Here is a 14,130-nt window from a genome sequence, read left to right on the forward strand (position 1 = left end):
AGCCTAAGTCCGCCGACCGAAAGCCCCAAGCCGATTTCACGCTCCCCGCAGGTGGTCGCGCAGCTCGCGGGCGACCCGGGCCATCAGCACGTCCGCCTCCGGCTGGAGGACCGCCGGGACCCGCGACTCCGTCAGCGCCACCACGCCGAACGCGCGGCCGTCCGCGTGCTCGACCACCCCCGCCTCGTGGCGCAGGTTCAGCAGCGTCCCCGTCTTCGACGACCAGCGGGCCGCGTCCGAGGCGAAGTCCGGGGTCAGCCGGTGGCGGATCACGTTGTGCGCCATCAGCTCCCGCACCCCCGCCGCCACCGCCGGGTCGATCCGGGACGGCGTCCACAGCGCCTGCAGCAGGTCGAGCACCGCCCGCGCCGACGCCGCGTTCGCGCGCGTCACGTCCAGCTGGGCCAGCCGGTGCCCGCGGCCCGCCGTACCCGCGCCGATCGCCAGCGCGTGCGCCAGGTCCACCTCGCCCGCGTCGAAGCGCTCGGCCGGGGTGTCGACGAGGTCCGCCATCAGGTGGCGCACGGCGATCCCGGACAGTCCCCACCCGGCCAGCGTCCGCATGATTTCGGCCGGCGGGGTCAGGCCGAACAGGACGTCGGCCGCCACGCCGTCGCTCAAGGCCGTGCTCAGGTAGAGCAGGTCGTCGACGGCGATCCGGGCCGGGTGGCGGAACCGCGTCAGCCCGATCGGGCCGGGCGTGGTGACCCCGCCGGGCGCGACCTCCAGCTGCGTCGCGCCGTCCAGCTCACCCCGGCGGATGCGCTCCAGCGTCGCCGCCGCGAGCGGAACCTTGACGAGGGACGCGATCGGGTACACCCGGTCCGGGTCGATGCCCAGTTCGTGCCCGGACCGCAGGTCGCGGACCAGGAACGAGCCGCGCAGCCCGCCGTCGTCCAGCTCGGCCCGCAGCTGCCGGACCAGTGCTTCCGCGCTCACGCCTCGGCTCCCAGGCACCGGCCGATCGCCGGAGCGAGCGCCCGCAGCCGCTCGGCGTCCTCTCCCACCACAGCGAACCCGCGGGCCGGTGCGACCTCCCCGATCGGCCGCCAGTGCAGCCCCAGCTCCGAGGTCTGCGCCCGCGAGCACAGCAGGAGGTCCGCCGACCCGAACACGGCCGCGGCCGCCGCGGTCAGCGAGCCGGCCACCTCGACCTGGGCGGGCGGCAGCCCCACGGCGTCGCGTGCCCGCAGCAGCGGATCCCGCACGTGCGGGACGTCGTCCTCCGGCTGGATCCACACGTGCCGGCGCGGGCCGCCGGACCGTCCGGCCCGCAACGTCTCCAGGTGCACGACCCGTGCCTTCGGGGCCACCACCCCGGCCAGGCCCAGCGGCACGGACCACGCACCTTCGTCGGCCGGGACGGCGACGAACGCCGCCCGCACCTCCTGGGTGCGGACGAGGTCGGCCCGCTCCCCCGGCGGCGCGACGCGGAACTCGAGGTGGACCTCCAGCGCGCGGGCCGCGGCGGCGAGTTCCGCCAGCTCGCGCACGCCGCAGGTGTCCGGGACGGCCACGCGCATCGGCCGCAGCCGCGCGCGCCGAGCGTCGTGTTCCAGCGTGTCGGCCAGCTGCACCAGCCGTTTCGCCGACGGCAGCACGTCCCGGCCGAACGGCGTGAGCCGCGCCCGCCGGGTCGAGCGGTCGAAGAGCCGTTCGCCGAAGTGCCGTTCCAACGCGGCGATCCGCCGGCTCGCGACCGGCTGCGGGATGCGCGCGACCGCCGCGCCCGCCGTGAAGCTCCCCGCCTCGCTCACGCTCACGAACGCCCTGCAGCCACCGACCAGGTCCACGACCGCACTCTATGCGATTCCGGCATCGAACCGCGCGTTTCCGTCTTGGACAGCATGGGCGAGGCCGGTGAGACTGCGGAAGTCCGTCAAGATCGGAAAGGGTGTCCCGTGCCGTTGTCCCACATCCACCGGACCGCGCTCGCCGCGCTGGTCCTCGTTTCGCTCACCGCGTGCGCCGCCGAAGGGCCCGCTCCGGTGTCACCGGCGGCGTCGAGCACCGCCGTCGCCCCGCAGGCGGACTTCGCGCCGCTGGAGCGGGAGTTCGACGCGCGCCTCGGCGTGTACGCCGTCGACACCGGCTCCGGCCGCGAACTCGCCCACCGCGCCGACGAACGCTTCGGCTACGCCTCGACGCACAAGGCGTTCTCGGCGGCCGCAGTGCTCCAGCGCACGAGCGTCGACGGGTTGGCGAAGGTGCTGAAGTACACCCGCGCCGACCTCCAGGAGAACTCACCGGTCACCGAGAAGCACGTCGAGACCGGCATTTCCCTGCGCGACGCGATCGACGCGGCCCTGCGCTACAGCGACAACACCGCGGCGAACCTGCTGTTCCGGGAGCTGGGCGGCCCGCCGGGGCTCGCCGCCGCGCTGCGCGGGATCGGCGACACGACCACGCACGTGGACCGGATCGAACCCGCCCTCAACGACCTCGCGCCGGGCGACGTCCGGGACACCAGCACCCCGCGCGCGATGGCCACGACCCTGCGCGCGTTCACCCTCGGGAGCGCGTTGCCGCCGGAGAAGCGCCGGATCCTGACGGACACGATGCGCGCCAACCTGACCGGCGCGGCCCTGATCCGCGCGGGCGCGCCGGCGGGCTGGGCGGTCGCCGACAAGACGGGCACCGGTGAATACGCGACGCGCAACGACATCGCGATCGTCTGGCCGCCGGAGCGCGCACCGATCGTGCTGGTGGTGCTGTCCGACAAGAAGACCGAGCACGCCGGCCACGACGACCGGCTGATCGCCGCGGCGGCGAAACTCGCGTTCAGCGCTCTCCGGTGAGGACGCGGACCCGCAGGTCGACGCCGTGGTTGCCGACGACCTCCGCCCGCACGAGCGACCCCGGTTCCGGTGCCGCCTCCGTGAACGTCACGTGCCCGTCCACCTCCGGGCCCTGGTGCGCCGCCCAGCCGAGGCCGGCGGTTCCGACCAGCACCTCGACCACACCGCCCACCCGCTCCGCCGCGCGGCGGGAGACCGCCTCGTCCGCGAGGACCGACAGCTCCTCGACGCGCTCGGCGAGCAGCGGGGCCGGCACCTTGTCCGGCAAGCCCGCGGCCTCGGTGCCGTCCTCGTCCGAGTAGCCGAACACCCCGGCCGAATCCAGCCGGGCCTGCTCCAGGAACAGCTTCAGCTCGGCGAAGTCGGCGTCGGTCTCGCCGGGGAAACCCGCGATGAAGTTGGAGCGGACCCCGGCTTCCGGTGCCAGCGCTCGGATCCGCTCGAGCAGCTGCAGGAACCGCTCGCGGTCGCCGAAGCGGCGCATCCGGCGCAGCACCGGCCCGCTCGCGTGCTGGAACGACAGGTCGAAGTACGGCGCGACGCCCGGTGTCCCGGCGATCGCCTCCAGCAGCGTGGGCCGCAGCTCGGCGGGCTGCAGGTAGCTGACCCGGACGCGGTCGGCGACGCTCGCGAGCTTCGGCAGCAGCTTCTCCAGCGCCTGCAGGTCGCCGAGGTCCTTGCCGTACGACGTCGAGTTTTCGCTGACCAGCACCAGTTCCCGTACGCCGTGGCCGGCCAGCCACTCGGCTTCGGCGAGGATCTCGGCGGGCGGCCGGGAGACGAACGCGCCGCGGAAGCTCGGGATCGCGCAGAACGTGCAGCGCCGGTCGCAGCCCGACGCCAGTTTCAGCGGGGCGATCGGGCCCCCGCCGAGGCGGTGCCGCAGCACCCGCGGCCCGCTCGCCGGCGCGTGCCCCGGCACGTGGGCCACGGCCGCCGCGGACCGCTGGACCGGCGTGATCGGCAGCAGCGTCCGCCGGTCGCGCGGGGTGTGCGCGGTCCGGGTCCGGCCGAGGAGCACGTCCTCGATGCGGTCGCCGATCTCGGGGTAGTCGTCGAACGACAGGACGGCGTCGGCCTCCGGGAGCGCGTCGGCGAGTTCGCGGCCGTAGCGCTCGGCCAGGCAGCCGACGGCGACGACCTTCGCGCCCTTGCCGGACGCGGCGAGGACCGTGTCGATCGATTCCTTCTTCGCCGCTTCGATGAAGCCGCAGGTGTTCACCACGACGACGTCGGCTTCGGTCCCGGGTTCGGCGAGCTGCCAGCCCGAGCCGCCGAGCCGGGCGGCGAGCTCGTCGGAGTCGACCTCGTTGCGCGCGCAGCCCAGGGTGACCAGGGAGACCGTGCGCACGGCGATCAGTACTCGACGATGGTGACGGTCGGCGGCTTCGAGTCCCCGATCGCGGAGACGACCTCGCCCCGGCCGGGACCCGGGTCGCCGATCGCCCGGGTCTGCACCAGCACCGGCGCGTCGACCGCCGGCGCGATGGCGGTCAAGGGCAGGTAAGCGGTGACGACCAAGCCGCTCGCGAGCAGCACCCGGGCGATCTTGCGACGGCGATCACCGGATTCCCGGACGCTCAGGCAGGTGCCCCACTGCTGCCCGGCCGGCGCTTCCGGCGTGGTTCCCTGACGGCGACGGCGTTCTTCGGCCATCCGCTCGAGCATGCTCACGGTTCCCCCTCGGAGTCCGGTGCCGGGTCGGGCCGAGCGTCGCACGCGCCGCGAAGCCCGCTCAAGGTCTTCACCGGAAGTGGCCGGAACCGGTCAGTGACCACCGAACAGCTGCCGGACCTCGGCTTCGACGTCCTCGAGCCACCCGGCGCGGCGGCGCTCGTCCGCGTCGGCGACCACCCGCAGGACGAGCCGGCGGACCTCGGGCTCGCCGAGGTAGGGCGCGAGACAGCGCTTCCAGATCGCGTCGAGCGGATCGCCGAAGAGCGTCCGCTCGCGCTCCTCGGTGGTGTCCGAAGTGTTCACGACGAGCAGCCCGCGCAGCGAAAGCAGCGACTCCGGCGCGCCGCCGGCGTCGTCGAGGCGGTACGCCACGCCCGGGACGAGGATCCGGTCGAGCCAGCCGCTCAGGACGGCGGGCGGCTTGCCCCACCAGTTCGGGTGGATCGCGACGAGCCCGCCGGCGTCCCGCAGCTCCTCGCGGTGCCGGCGCACCAGCGGGTCCGGTTCGGCGGCGAGGAACTCCTCCGCGCGAGTCCCGCTCGTGTAGGCCTCTTCGGCCGTGAGCACCGGGTCGAAGCCCTCGGCATACAGGTCGTGGAAGCGCACCGGCCGCCCGGCGCGGGTCAGCGAGTCGCGGACCCGCTCGGCAAGGGCGTGGTTGAAGCTCCCGGGCCGGGGGTGGGCCAGCAGGACCACCACCGGCCGGGACTCGTCGTCGATCACCGCGTCAGCTTGCCACGCGGCCCCGGCGGCTCAGCCGGCGTTCGCCAGCAGGCCCGGTCCCGAAGGTGCGCGCTCCATCAGGCAGCGGTGGCACGGCATCCCGCGCAGCCCGTCGAGCACTTCGGCATCGCCGGGGAAGATCGCTTCGCCGCACAACGCGGTCAGCTGCGCGGGCACCGCGCCCGCGGCCGGGACGGGGATCAGGTGGCAGACGCGTCTGCTCTCGCCGACGACGCCTCGGCGTAGCCGCACCAGCGCGAGCATCCCACCGTTTTCACCCATAGGCGAAAGGTAGGCCGAACGGCTCATCCCGGCTTCGTGCCCGGGCACCAACGATCTTCGCGACCGGTGGTCCGGGATACCAAAGTCAGGCCGGTGACAGGACCGCCGCGCCCAGGCGGTGGCTCAGGTTCAGGGCGAGCTCGACGTCCAGGCGGCTCTCCGCGAGCTCGCGCGGCAGCAGCTCCTGCGCCTTGCGGACGCGGTACTGCACCGAGTTCTTGTGCATCGTCAGCTCGCCCGCCGCCGTCGTGTAGCTGCCGCCGGCCGAGAGGAACACGCGCAGGGTGTCGCGCAGCCGGCCGCAGTTCTCGTCGTCGGCGCTCAGCGGCCCGAGCGTGCTCGCGACCCACAGCCGGGCCGCGTTGAGGTCGGTCGTCATCAGCGCCACCGTGCCGACCTCCCGGAAGGTCAGCACGCGGTCGCAGTGCTCGCCGGCGGCGAGCGCCAGCGCGTGCACCCGGCGGGCCTGCTGGTGGGTGTCTCGGAAGCCGGCGACGCCGGTGCCGGGGTCGCCGACCGTCACGCGCACGCCGGGGTCGGCCTCGGCGAGCACCGCGTCGAGGTGCTCGCGGCGGACCGCCGCGACCGGCAGCCACGCCCACGCGCCGGCTTCGTCGCGGGGCACGAACAACGGCCGTCCCTCCCCGCCGGCTCGCTCGAGCACCGCGCCCGTGACCGACTCCAGGTGCGAAAGCACGTCGTGCGCTTCGGACGCGTGCCAGACGATCATCCCGACGTGCGTGCCGCGCAGCCGGTAGCCGATGACCGCCTCGGCCGCGTCGACGTCGGCCGGGCCGCCGTTCTCGCCCAGCAGGTCCAGCACCTTGGCCGCCCGCGCGGCGCTCCGGTTGAGCAGCCACTTGTCGCGTTCGTCCTGGTAGACGCTCACGAGCTGGCGCACCACGCGGGTGATGAACTCGTAGGCGACCTTGAGCAGCCGGCGCATCATGGCCCCGAGCAGGGCCGCGTCGTCGACCAGCCGGGTGCACTCCTGGAACCCGAAGTCCAGCATCGCGGCCTGCCCGAGGTCGTAGGCGAGGATCAGGTCGAACACCGGGGTGCCACGCTGCGCCAGCCGGCGCGCGTACTCCACGGCCGCGGCCGGCGGCTCGACGTTGGCGGGGTCGATGCCGTGCTGGAAGATCTGCAGCGCGGTCTCGATGTTCTGGTAGACGCTCGCCGACAGCAGGCTCACCATGCGCTCGTCGTCGTTGACCAGCTGCGGCAGGTCGGCCGCGTAGAGCTGGACCAGCTCCCCGGCCAGCTCGGCGGCCCGGTCCGCGAGGGTGGCGGCGACCTGGCGGATGCGGTCGGAGACGGCTTCTTCGTCCACCATGGAGCTACTCTACGGGGTGATCGATCAAGCTCGTCCGGCGAACTCGTCGATCAACGCGAACGTTTCGGCCGGAGCCTGAACGTGCGGCACGTGCCCCGCACCCGCGACGACCTCGAACCGCGCGTCGGCGAACGCGGCGGCGTAGGCCTTGCCGAACTCCGGCGGCACGACGACGTCGTCCTCGCCCCAGATCAGCAGCACCGGGATCCGCACCCGCGCGAGCCGGCGCAGCAGCTTCGGGTCGGCGATCCGCGGCCCGGCATAGGCCCGCAGCGCCGCCAGGTCCGCGGGCTCCGGGCCGGGCGCGCCGGGCGGCGGCTGCGGCAGGCTGATGGCGTGGCCCTCGACGTCCGGGCCGATGCCGTCGAGCACGACCAGCTCGCCGATCCGCCGGCCGCGGTCGCGAACGGCCATTTCGGACGCGACCCAGCCGCCGAACGAGCTGGCGACCACGAGGACGTCGCGGACGTCCTCGTCGTCCAGCAGGTCGAGGTAGGTCACGGCGAGGTCGTCGACGCCGGAGAACCAGTCCGGGCGGGGTGTGCCCGCCCAGCCGGGGTGCGTCGGCGCCAGCACCCGGGCGTGCGGCGCGAAGTGCCCGACGATCGGTTCGACGCCCCGCGGCCCGGCGCCGCCGTGCAGGACCAGCACCGTGCGGTCGCCGCGGCCGGTGTCGACGAGGGGGATGTCCAGTCCCGGGTGGGGACGCAGGGTCCGGGTCATCGCGTGTCCTTTCCGGAGTGGGCGAGCATCTGGTCGACCATCGCGGCGGGCGCGTCCGGCCGGAAGCAGGCTTCGAGGTTGTCGGCGGAGTCACGGGCGGCTTCCTCCGCCCGCGGGAACAGCGCGCTCTCGTACGCCGAGAGAGCGCTTTCGACGTCGTCGTGCGCGGCGAGCGCGAGGGCCAGCTCGGTGGCGTCGAGCATGGCGAGGTTCGCGCCCTCGCCCGCGAACGGCGACATCACGTGCGCGGCGTCGCCGAGCAGCGTCACCCCCGGCACGCGCTCCCAGCGGTGGCCGACCGGCAGGGCGTGGATCGGGCGCGGGATCAACGGGTCGTCGCTGTCTTCGATGAGGGCGCGCAGCCCGGAGTCGAAGCCCGCGAAGACGCCAAGGAGGCGTTCACGGTCGGCCAATTCCGCGATCGCCGCCGGGGCGTCGTTCTTGACCGCGGCGTACACGCGGATCCGGCCACCGCCGTTGCGCTGGGCGATCAGGCCCAGTCCGCCGGCCAGCGCGAACAGCGAACCCGCGCCGACGAGCGCCGCCGCGGCCGGGTGCCGGGTGTCCACATCGGACAGATGGGCTTCCACGAAGGACAGTCCGGAGTAGACCGGCACCGCGGCCGACAGCAGCGGCCGGACCTTGGACCAGGCACCGTCCGCACCGACGACCAGATCGGCTTCGACGACCTCGCCGGTGGCCAGGGTGAGCCGGCCGGCTTCCACCGCGGTCACCTTGGTGCCCCACCGCACGACGCCGTCCGGCAGCGAATCGACCAGGATCCGCTTGAGCGCGCCGCGATCGACCTCGGGCCTGGTGCCGCCGGCGGCATCGGCCGTCTCCTCGAACCGGACGACGCCGTGGCGGTCGAGGATGCGCAGCGCCTCGCCCTCTTCCCGCGCGATGGCCCGGAACTGCCGCGTCAGGCCGGCTTCGGCGAGGGCGCGCTGCCCGGATTCTTCGTGCAGGTCGAGCGTGCCGCCCTGGTCACGGGCGGTCGGGGACGCGTCGCGCTCGTAGACGGCCGCCGCGATCCCGCGGGTGTGCAGGACGCGGGCCAGCGTGAGGCCGCCCAGGCCACCGCCGACGATGGCGATCCGGGTCATCGGGACTCCTCGGGTTCAGGGCGCGGGGTGGCGAGGGCGCCGTTGAGCAGCGCGTCGAACGCCCACCGGGCGCGGGCCGGGCCGGGGCCGGACACCAGGTCGGTGGCCAGCGCGGCGAGGTGCGGATGGGTGTCCGGCGAAGCGGTGGCCACGGACTCGACCATGACCTCGTGCTCGCGGGCGGCCCCCGGCTTCTCCCGGCGGCTGCCGTGCTCGACGGCGGTCGCCGTGGCGGTCAGCAGCAGCACGTCGACCGCCCAGGCGGCCTGCCCCGGCGCCATGCCGCCCTCGTCGAGCAGGGCGAGCACCGCCTCGACGAGGCTCAGGTAGTGCGGCCCGCTCAGCCGGGTCACCAGCGCGACGCGGGCCAGGCTCGGGTGCGCGAACAGGACCGACCGGTAGGAGTCCAGCACCGCCCACAGGCGTTCGCGCCAGTCCCCCGCGCCGTCGAGGCGGACCTCGGCGAGCAGTTCGTCGAGCACCGCGGCGTGCAGTTCTTCGGTGTCCTTGACGTACACGTAGAGCGAAGCGGCGCCGGTGTCGAGCTCCTTGGCGAGCCGGCGCATGGTGACGCGCTCGACACCTTCGGCGCGCATGACCGCGACGGCCGTCGCCACGATCCCTTCGCGGGTCAAGGCCGGCTTCGCGGGACGCTCGCGGCGGTTGTAGGTGCTCTCCGGTGCCATGCCATCACCATAGCGAACATGTTCGTGACGAACATGTTCGTGCGGCGCACGTCACAAGCGGAGGCTCGCCAGCACGTCAACGGCGTGACATCACACCCGGCGCTGTCAATCGAAAAGAATCGGAAATAATCACGAAACATGGACCACACGGCAAACTGGTCTGAACCACTTTGCGAAGATCACCCGTCCGGCGGTTTCCCGTTCTACCACAAGGCGACAAAGAGGTCCAGACCACTAAGTCAACCCCGGTTCCGCATTTTCTTCGGAAAACCGGTTAAGCAACTTTCGGGGGGTGTGTCAACTTCTCACGGGCGGTATATCTGATTCCACCGAATCCGCACCGGCCGGCCGCACCACCGGCCGGCTCGATGCCGCCCGGAGGCGCCCGTGCACCGCTTGGACCCGGCCCGCGAACATGTCATCGGGCTCTACCGGATCGTGATCGGCTTCCTGTTCGCCTGCCACGGCGTGAAAACGCTCTTCGGCGTGCTCGGCGCGAAGGCGCCCGCCGCCGTCGGGGCGTGGCCCGGCTGGTGGGCCGCCGTCATCCAGCTCGTCTGCGGCGCGCTGATCTGCGTCGGGCTCGGCACCCGCGCGGCCGCGGTGCTCGGCTCCGGCTCGATGGCCTTCGCGTACTTCACCGTGCACCTGCCGGCCGGCCTGCTCCCGATCCAGAACGGCGGCGAAGCGGCGACCCTGTTCTGCTGGGGCCTGCTGGCCGTGGCGTTCGTCGGCCCGGGCCGCTTCGCCCTCGGCAACCTGCCGGCCCTGCACCGGACCCCGTCGGAGCCGGCGCGGGCCCGCGTCACGGCCTAGACGCGCGAGATCCCGACGCCGCTGCGCGCGTCGGGACCGTACTTCGCCAGTTCGCCCGCGAGGTCGAGCGGCCCGCTCTTCGCCCGGTCCTCCTCGGTCAGCAGATCCCGCGGGATGATCCAGACGACCTCGAACTCGAGTCCGTTGGGATCCTTGGCGTACAACGACTTCGTGGTGCCGTGGTCGGACGAGCCGACCAGGGCGCCCGCGTCGGCGAGGCGGCCGGCGAGCCGCTCGAGGTCGCCGAGCGTGTCGACCTCCCACGCCAGGTGGTACAGCCCGACCGACGTCTCCCCCGCGCCCGAGTCCGCGGCGTGCGACCCGAGCTCGAACAGGCCGAGGTCGTGGTCGTTGGTCGAGCCGGGCGCCCGCAGGAAGGCCGCGCCGCGGTGGACGTCGCCGCCCTCGATGTAGTCGAAGCCCAGCACGTCCCGGTAGAAGGCGACGCTTTCGGCGACGTTCCGGACGTACAGCACCGCGTGGTTCAGACGGAAGATCGACATCGACGGCCCCCGCGCACGGAAATCGGTTGAAGTTTCAACTCCAACGTAGCACGAAGGACGCCACCCAGAGCCGGCCGAGCCAGGCCGCGTACCGCTCGTCGGACCACCCGAGCCGCTCGACGAGCTGGTGCCACAGCGTCCCGTCCGTCGTGGAGAACAGCACGTCGCGGCACTCCTCTTCGGCGACCGCCAGCTGCCCGGTGGCCGCCGCTTCGCGCGCGTGCCCGCCCATGCTCTCCAGCCGCTGCCGATCGATCTCGGCGAGCATCGCCGCCGCCGCGGGATCACTCGCCGCCGCACCGCGCACCGCGAGGTGCAGCCGCGCGGTCCGGCGCATGGCGGCAGTGTTGAGCACTGCGAACGCGGTGAACCGGGCCCGCAGGTCCGGCTCGGCGAACAGGGCCCGCAGCTCCGGCCGGTCGAGCATCGGCACATCCTCGTCGTCCCCGCCGACGGTCACGTCCCAGGTCCGGTGCAGCAGCGCCGGCTTGTTCTTGAACGCCGAGTAGACGGTCTCCGGCGCGACGCCCGCCTCGGCGGCGACGTCGGCGATGGTCGTCCGGCCGTAACCCTTCGTGACGAACAGGTCGTGCGCGGCAGCCAGGATGCGCCGCCGGTTCTCCCGCGCCTGCTCCTGCCGCCGGCTCGAGTCGTACCGCCTCTTGACCGGCTCACTCATCCGATACATCCTCACTGTATTGAAAACAGTACGACTGCATTGGAGTCATCATGCCATCACCGACCGAGGAGTTCCTGGCCGAGGTGCTGCCGCGGCAGACGGCCGCCGAACGGGCCATGCACAACGGCGACGCCGGGCCCCGCACCGCACTGTGGTCGAAAGCCGACCCGGTGAGCCTTTTCGGCGCCTGGCTGCCGATCCGCACCGGCTGGGCCGACGTGAGCGACGCTTTCCGCCGGGTCGCCGCGCAGTTCGCCGACTCCCGCGAGTACCGCTTCGAGGTCGTCGCGGCCGGCGCGAGCGGGGACCTCGCCTACACGATCGGCCACGAGCACAACACCGTGACGCTCAACGGCAGACCTGCGACGTACACCCTGCGCGTGACGCACGTGTACCGCAGGGAAGAGGGCGAGTGGAAGATCGTCCACCGCCACGGCGACCGGCCGCCGGACGAACCCGCGCCGGACGCGCCGCTCAACTCTCGGTAGACCCGGTGACCGACCGGGCGACAAACCTTCGACACCGCATCGAGGCCCTGGTCAGAGCCGCCGGCGGTTCGTAGGGTGGTTCCACCGCAGGACACCGTGTCAGCTGTCCCGCGGGCGGTGATGCCCCCGGATCCGACCTTTCCCCGAAGCCAAGTCCCGGGGCATCACCGCAACCACCCCCCAGCCCCGCAAGCCCAAGTCCCAGCCGCAGCGTCGTCGGCTCATTTACATACATACACCATGTATGTATCCTCCTCCTATGACGACACGCAGCGAATCCCTGGGTCAGGAGCGCCGGATCCGGCTGCCGGCCGGCGAGGTGCGGTACTTCGAGCGGGGCGACGGCACCCCGGTGGTCTTCATCCACGGCGTGCTGACGAACGCCGAACTCTGGCGGAAGGTCGTCCCGGACGTCGCCGCGGCCGGATTCCGGTGCCTGGCCCCGGATCTCCCCCTCGGCTCGCACGACCTGCCGATGCGCGAGGACGCCGACCTCTCCCCTGCCGGCTGCGCCGACCTCATCGCCGACTTCCTCGACGCGCTCGACCTCCGGGACGTCACGCTCGTCGCGAACGACACCGGCGGCGCGCTGACGCAGATCATGCTCAGCCGGCGCCCGGAGCGCGTCGGGCGGGTCGTGCTCACACCGTCCGACTGCTTCGAATACTTCTTCCCGCCCATCTTCAAGGCGCTGCCGCCGGTCGCCCGGATCCCCGGCTCGATGGCGGTGCTCGGCCAGCTGCTGCGGATCAAGGCGCTCCACCCGCTGCCGATCCTCTTCGGCTGGGTGACCAAGCGGCCGCTGCCGGACGCCGTCGCGCAGGCCTACCTCGGGAAGCTGCGGAAGTCGGCCGGGGTGCGCCGCGACCTGCGCAAGCTGCTGCGGGACGTGCACCCGCGCCACACCCTCGCCGCCGCCGAAGCGCTGCGGACCTTCGACCGGCCGGTGCTGCTCGCGTGGGCCACCGAGGACAAGCTCTTCCCGATCCGGCTGGCCCACCGGCTCGCGGCGCTGCTGCCGGACGCGAAGCTCGTCGAGATCGCCGACGCCTACACGTTCCTGTCCGAAGACCAGCCCGCCGCGCTGGCCGGGCACATCGTCGAGTTCGCGGGCGTCATGGCAGATTAGGCGGGTGCGACGTACCCAGCAGGACCGTTCCGCCGGCACGAAGGCCGCACTCGTCGCCGCCGCGCGCGAACTGTTCGCCGCCCGCGGCTACCAGGCCGTCCCGGCGGACGAGATCACCCGCGCCGCCGGCGTCACCCGCGGCGCGCTGTACCACCACTACGCCGACAAGCAGGGCCTGTTCCGCGCCGTCGTCGAGGAGCTGGAACGCGAGCTGACGGAAGAGGTCCAAGCCGCGTTCGCCGGCGGCGCGGACCCGCTGACCGGCATGCTGCAGGGCCTCGGCGTCTTCCTCGACGCGTGCCTGCGCGAGGAGGTCCGCCGCATCTCGCTCACCGACGCGCCCGCCGTGCTCGGCTGGGACGTCTGGCGCGAGATCGAGGCGGAGTACGGCCTCGGCCTGATCATCGCCGTCCTGGAGCAGGCCAGGGCGGACGGGCTGATCGTCGAGATGCCCGTCCGCGCCCTGGCGCAGCTGGTGCTCAGCGCGGTGATGGAGGCGGCCCGGATGATCGCCGCGGCGGACGACCCGGCGCGGACCCGCGCCGAGGTCCAGCAGGTCCTCGGCGGCTGGCTCGCGAGCCTCCTGCAGACCTAGCGCGTCCGGTAGGTGCTGAGGACCGCGGCTCCGACCCGGGTTGTCGACACGAGGTCGAGGTCCGCGGGGGCGTCGAACAGCCGGCGGCCCGCGCCGGCGACGCTCGGGAAGACGAGCACGCGGTACTCGTCGACGAGGCCGTGGCGGGCGAGGGCCTGCGCGATCCCGACCGAGCCGATGACGACGACGTCCCGCGCCTCGCGCTCGACGGCGTCGGCGAGATCTCCGTGCAGCAGCACGGAGTTCTGCCACGCCGACACGTCGTGGAGGGTCCGCGACGCGACCAGCTTCGCCGCGGCGTTGAGGCGGTCGGGGAACTCGCCCGAGCGGCCCGGCCACAGCTTCGCGAACAGCTCCCAGGTCGTCCGGCCCAGCAGCAGGACGCCGGTGTCGAGCAGCGTCCCGAGCCGGAACTTGTCCCCCGCCACGGCTTCCGGCCCGTGCCGGAACGCCCAGCCGCCGGTGGCCGTGCCCCCGGAGCCGTCCGGGTCCTCGACGACGCCGTCGAGGGTGAGGAATTCGGCGACGATCACGCTCATGACTGCTCCCGGTGGTCTTCCGCCGCGCCCGGGTGGCGCGGCCTCACCGG

At 73.1% G+C, this 14,130-nt stretch carries 18 protein-coding genes; 5 read left to right on the forward strand and 13 right to left on the reverse strand.

What is annotated here, in order from left to right; translation table 11 throughout:
- Positions 1-36: 36 nt before the first annotated feature.
- Positions 37-939 (reverse strand): serine hydrolase, encoded by a 903-nt coding sequence (locus ACERZO_RS15835; protein WP_372665389.1) that lies wholly within the window; start codon positions 937-939, stop codon positions 37-39.
- A complete protein-coding gene (locus tag ACERZO_RS15840; RefSeq protein ID WP_372665390.1) occupies positions 936-1,793 on the reverse strand; it encodes a LysR family transcriptional regulator in 858 nt (285 codons plus the stop codon). Before ACERZO_RS15840 ends, ACERZO_RS15835 begins: the two co-directional genes overlap by 4 nt.
- A gap of 108 nt (positions 1,794-1,901) precedes the next feature.
- On the opposite strand from ACERZO_RS15840, the gene bla reads away from it, so the two are divergent.
- Positions 1,902-2,798, forward strand: a complete 897-nt coding sequence (gene bla, locus ACERZO_RS15845; protein WP_372665391.1) for a class A beta-lactamase — start codon at positions 1,902-1,904, stop codon at positions 2,796-2,798.
- On the opposite strand, the gene rimO is transcribed toward bla, so the two are convergent.
- The 8 genes from rimO to ACERZO_RS15885 form a co-directional block, all read right to left on the reverse strand.
- Positions 2,782-4,149 (reverse strand): 30S ribosomal protein S12 methylthiotransferase RimO, encoded by a 1,368-nt coding sequence (gene rimO, locus ACERZO_RS15850; protein ID WP_372665392.1) that lies wholly within the window; start codon positions 4,147-4,149, stop codon positions 2,782-2,784. The genes bla and rimO overlap by 17 nt on opposite strands.
- 5 nt (positions 4,150-4,154) lie before the next feature.
- Positions 4,155-4,472 (reverse strand): hypothetical protein, encoded by a 318-nt coding sequence (locus ACERZO_RS15855; RefSeq protein WP_372665393.1) that lies wholly within the window; start codon positions 4,470-4,472, stop codon positions 4,155-4,157.
- A 93-nt stretch (positions 4,473-4,565) separates the two neighbouring features.
- Complete coding sequence (locus tag ACERZO_RS15860; protein ID WP_372665394.1) at positions 4,566-5,198, reverse strand: NAD(P)H-dependent oxidoreductase; 633 nt, start codon at positions 5,196-5,198, stop codon at positions 4,566-4,568.
- Positions 5,199-5,228: 30 nt separating this feature from the next.
- A complete protein-coding gene (locus ACERZO_RS15865) occupies positions 5,229-5,462 on the reverse strand; it encodes a hypothetical protein (protein ID WP_372665579.1) in 234 nt (77 codons plus the stop codon).
- Positions 5,463-5,565: 103 nt separating this feature from the next.
- Positions 5,566-6,816, reverse strand: coding sequence for a PucR family transcriptional regulator (locus tag ACERZO_RS15870; protein ID WP_372665395.1), 1,251 nt, complete (start codon positions 6,814-6,816; stop codon positions 5,566-5,568).
- Positions 6,817-6,840: 24 nt separating this feature from the next.
- Entirely contained in the window at positions 6,841-7,539 is a 699-nt protein-coding gene (locus ACERZO_RS15875; RefSeq protein ID WP_372665396.1) for an alpha/beta fold hydrolase, read from the reverse strand.
- Complete coding sequence (locus ACERZO_RS15880) at positions 7,536-8,645, reverse strand: FAD-dependent oxidoreductase (RefSeq protein WP_372665397.1); 1,110 nt, start codon at positions 8,643-8,645, stop codon at positions 7,536-7,538. Before ACERZO_RS15880 ends, ACERZO_RS15875 begins: the two co-directional genes overlap by 4 nt.
- Positions 8,642-9,331: a TetR/AcrR family transcriptional regulator gene (locus ACERZO_RS15885; RefSeq protein ID WP_372665398.1), complete on the reverse strand. Its 690-nt coding sequence runs from the start codon at positions 9,329-9,331 to the stop codon at positions 8,642-8,644. Before ACERZO_RS15885 ends, ACERZO_RS15880 begins: the two co-directional genes overlap by 4 nt.
- 387 nt (positions 9,332-9,718) lie before the next feature.
- Here ACERZO_RS15885 and ACERZO_RS15890 point away from each other — a divergent pair, with 387 nt between their 5' ends.
- A complete protein-coding gene (locus ACERZO_RS15890) occupies positions 9,719-10,147 on the forward strand; it encodes a DoxX family protein (RefSeq protein ID WP_372665399.1) in 429 nt (142 codons plus the stop codon).
- On the opposite strand, the gene ACERZO_RS15895 is transcribed toward ACERZO_RS15890, so the two are convergent.
- Positions 10,144-10,650, reverse strand: a complete 507-nt coding sequence (locus ACERZO_RS15895) for a VOC family protein (RefSeq protein ID WP_372665400.1) — start codon at positions 10,648-10,650, stop codon at positions 10,144-10,146. The two genes, ACERZO_RS15890 and ACERZO_RS15895, sit on opposite strands and share 4 nt — an antisense overlap.
- A 34-nt stretch (positions 10,651-10,684) precedes the next feature.
- Positions 10,685-11,329 (reverse strand): TetR/AcrR family transcriptional regulator, encoded by a 645-nt coding sequence (locus ACERZO_RS15900; protein WP_372665401.1) that lies wholly within the window; start codon positions 11,327-11,329, stop codon positions 10,685-10,687.
- Positions 11,330-11,379: 50 nt separating this feature from the next.
- Here ACERZO_RS15900 and ACERZO_RS15905 point away from each other — a divergent pair, with 50 nt between their 5' ends.
- From ACERZO_RS15905 to ACERZO_RS15915, 3 genes are all read left to right on the forward strand, one after another.
- Complete coding sequence (locus ACERZO_RS15905) at positions 11,380-11,817, forward strand: YybH family protein (protein WP_372665402.1); 438 nt, start codon at positions 11,380-11,382, stop codon at positions 11,815-11,817.
- A gap of 259 nt (positions 11,818-12,076) precedes the next feature.
- Positions 12,077-12,946: an alpha/beta fold hydrolase gene (locus tag ACERZO_RS15910; protein WP_372665403.1), complete on the forward strand. Its 870-nt coding sequence runs from the start codon at positions 12,077-12,079 to the stop codon at positions 12,944-12,946.
- Between the two features lie 4 nt (positions 12,947-12,950).
- Entirely contained in the window at positions 12,951-13,541 is a 591-nt protein-coding gene (locus ACERZO_RS15915) for a TetR/AcrR family transcriptional regulator (RefSeq protein WP_372665404.1), read from the forward strand.
- Here the strand turns inward: ACERZO_RS15915 and ACERZO_RS15920 are convergent.
- The gene (locus ACERZO_RS15920; protein WP_372665405.1) at positions 13,538-14,080 is read right to left on the reverse strand and encodes a dihydrofolate reductase family protein; all 543 of its coding nucleotides are present in this window, start codon (positions 14,078-14,080) and stop codon (positions 13,538-13,540) included. The genes ACERZO_RS15915 and ACERZO_RS15920 overlap by 4 nt on opposite strands.
- Positions 14,081-14,130: the final 50 nt, after the last annotated feature.

This window comes from Amycolatopsis kentuckyensis (assembly GCF_041679295.1).
Classification (GTDB): domain Bacteria; phylum Actinomycetota; class Actinomycetes; order Mycobacteriales; family Pseudonocardiaceae; genus Amycolatopsis; species Amycolatopsis kentuckyensis_A.

Coding starts and splice junctions, on each gene's coding strand:
- ACERZO_RS15865 (WP_372665579.1), bottom strand. CDS start 5,462: ATGCTCGCGCTGGTGCGGCTACGCCGAGGCGTCGTCGGCGAGAGCAGA.
- ACERZO_RS15870 (WP_372665395.1), bottom strand. CDS start 6,816: ATGGTGGACGAAGAAGCCGTCTCCGACCGCATCCGCCAGGTCGCCGCC.
- ACERZO_RS15875 (WP_372665396.1), bottom strand. CDS start 7,539: ATGACCCGGACCCTGCGTCCCCACCCGGGACTGGACATCCCCCTCGTC.
- ACERZO_RS15880 (WP_372665397.1), bottom strand. CDS start 8,645: ATGACCCGGATCGCCATCGTCGGCGGTGGCCTGGGCGGCCTCACGCTG.
- ACERZO_RS15885 (WP_372665398.1), bottom strand. CDS start 9,331: ATGGCACCGGAGAGCACCTACAACCGCCGCGAGCGTCCCGCGAAGCCG.
- ACERZO_RS15895 (WP_372665400.1), bottom strand. CDS start 10,650: ATGTCGATCTTCCGTCTGAACCACGCGGTGCTGTACGTCCGGAACGTC.
- ACERZO_RS15900 (WP_372665401.1), bottom strand. CDS start 11,329: ATGAGTGAGCCGGTCAAGAGGCGGTACGACTCGAGCCGGCGGCAGGAG.
- ACERZO_RS15905 (WP_372665402.1), top strand. CDS start 11,380: ATGCCATCACCGACCGAGGAGTTCCTGGCCGAGGTGCTGCCGCGGCAG.
- ACERZO_RS15910 (WP_372665403.1), top strand. CDS start 12,077: ATGACGACACGCAGCGAATCCCTGGGTCAGGAGCGCCGGATCCGGCTG.
- ACERZO_RS15920 (WP_372665405.1), bottom strand. CDS start 14,080: ATGAGCGTGATCGTCGCCGAATTCCTCACCCTCGACGGCGTCGTCGAG.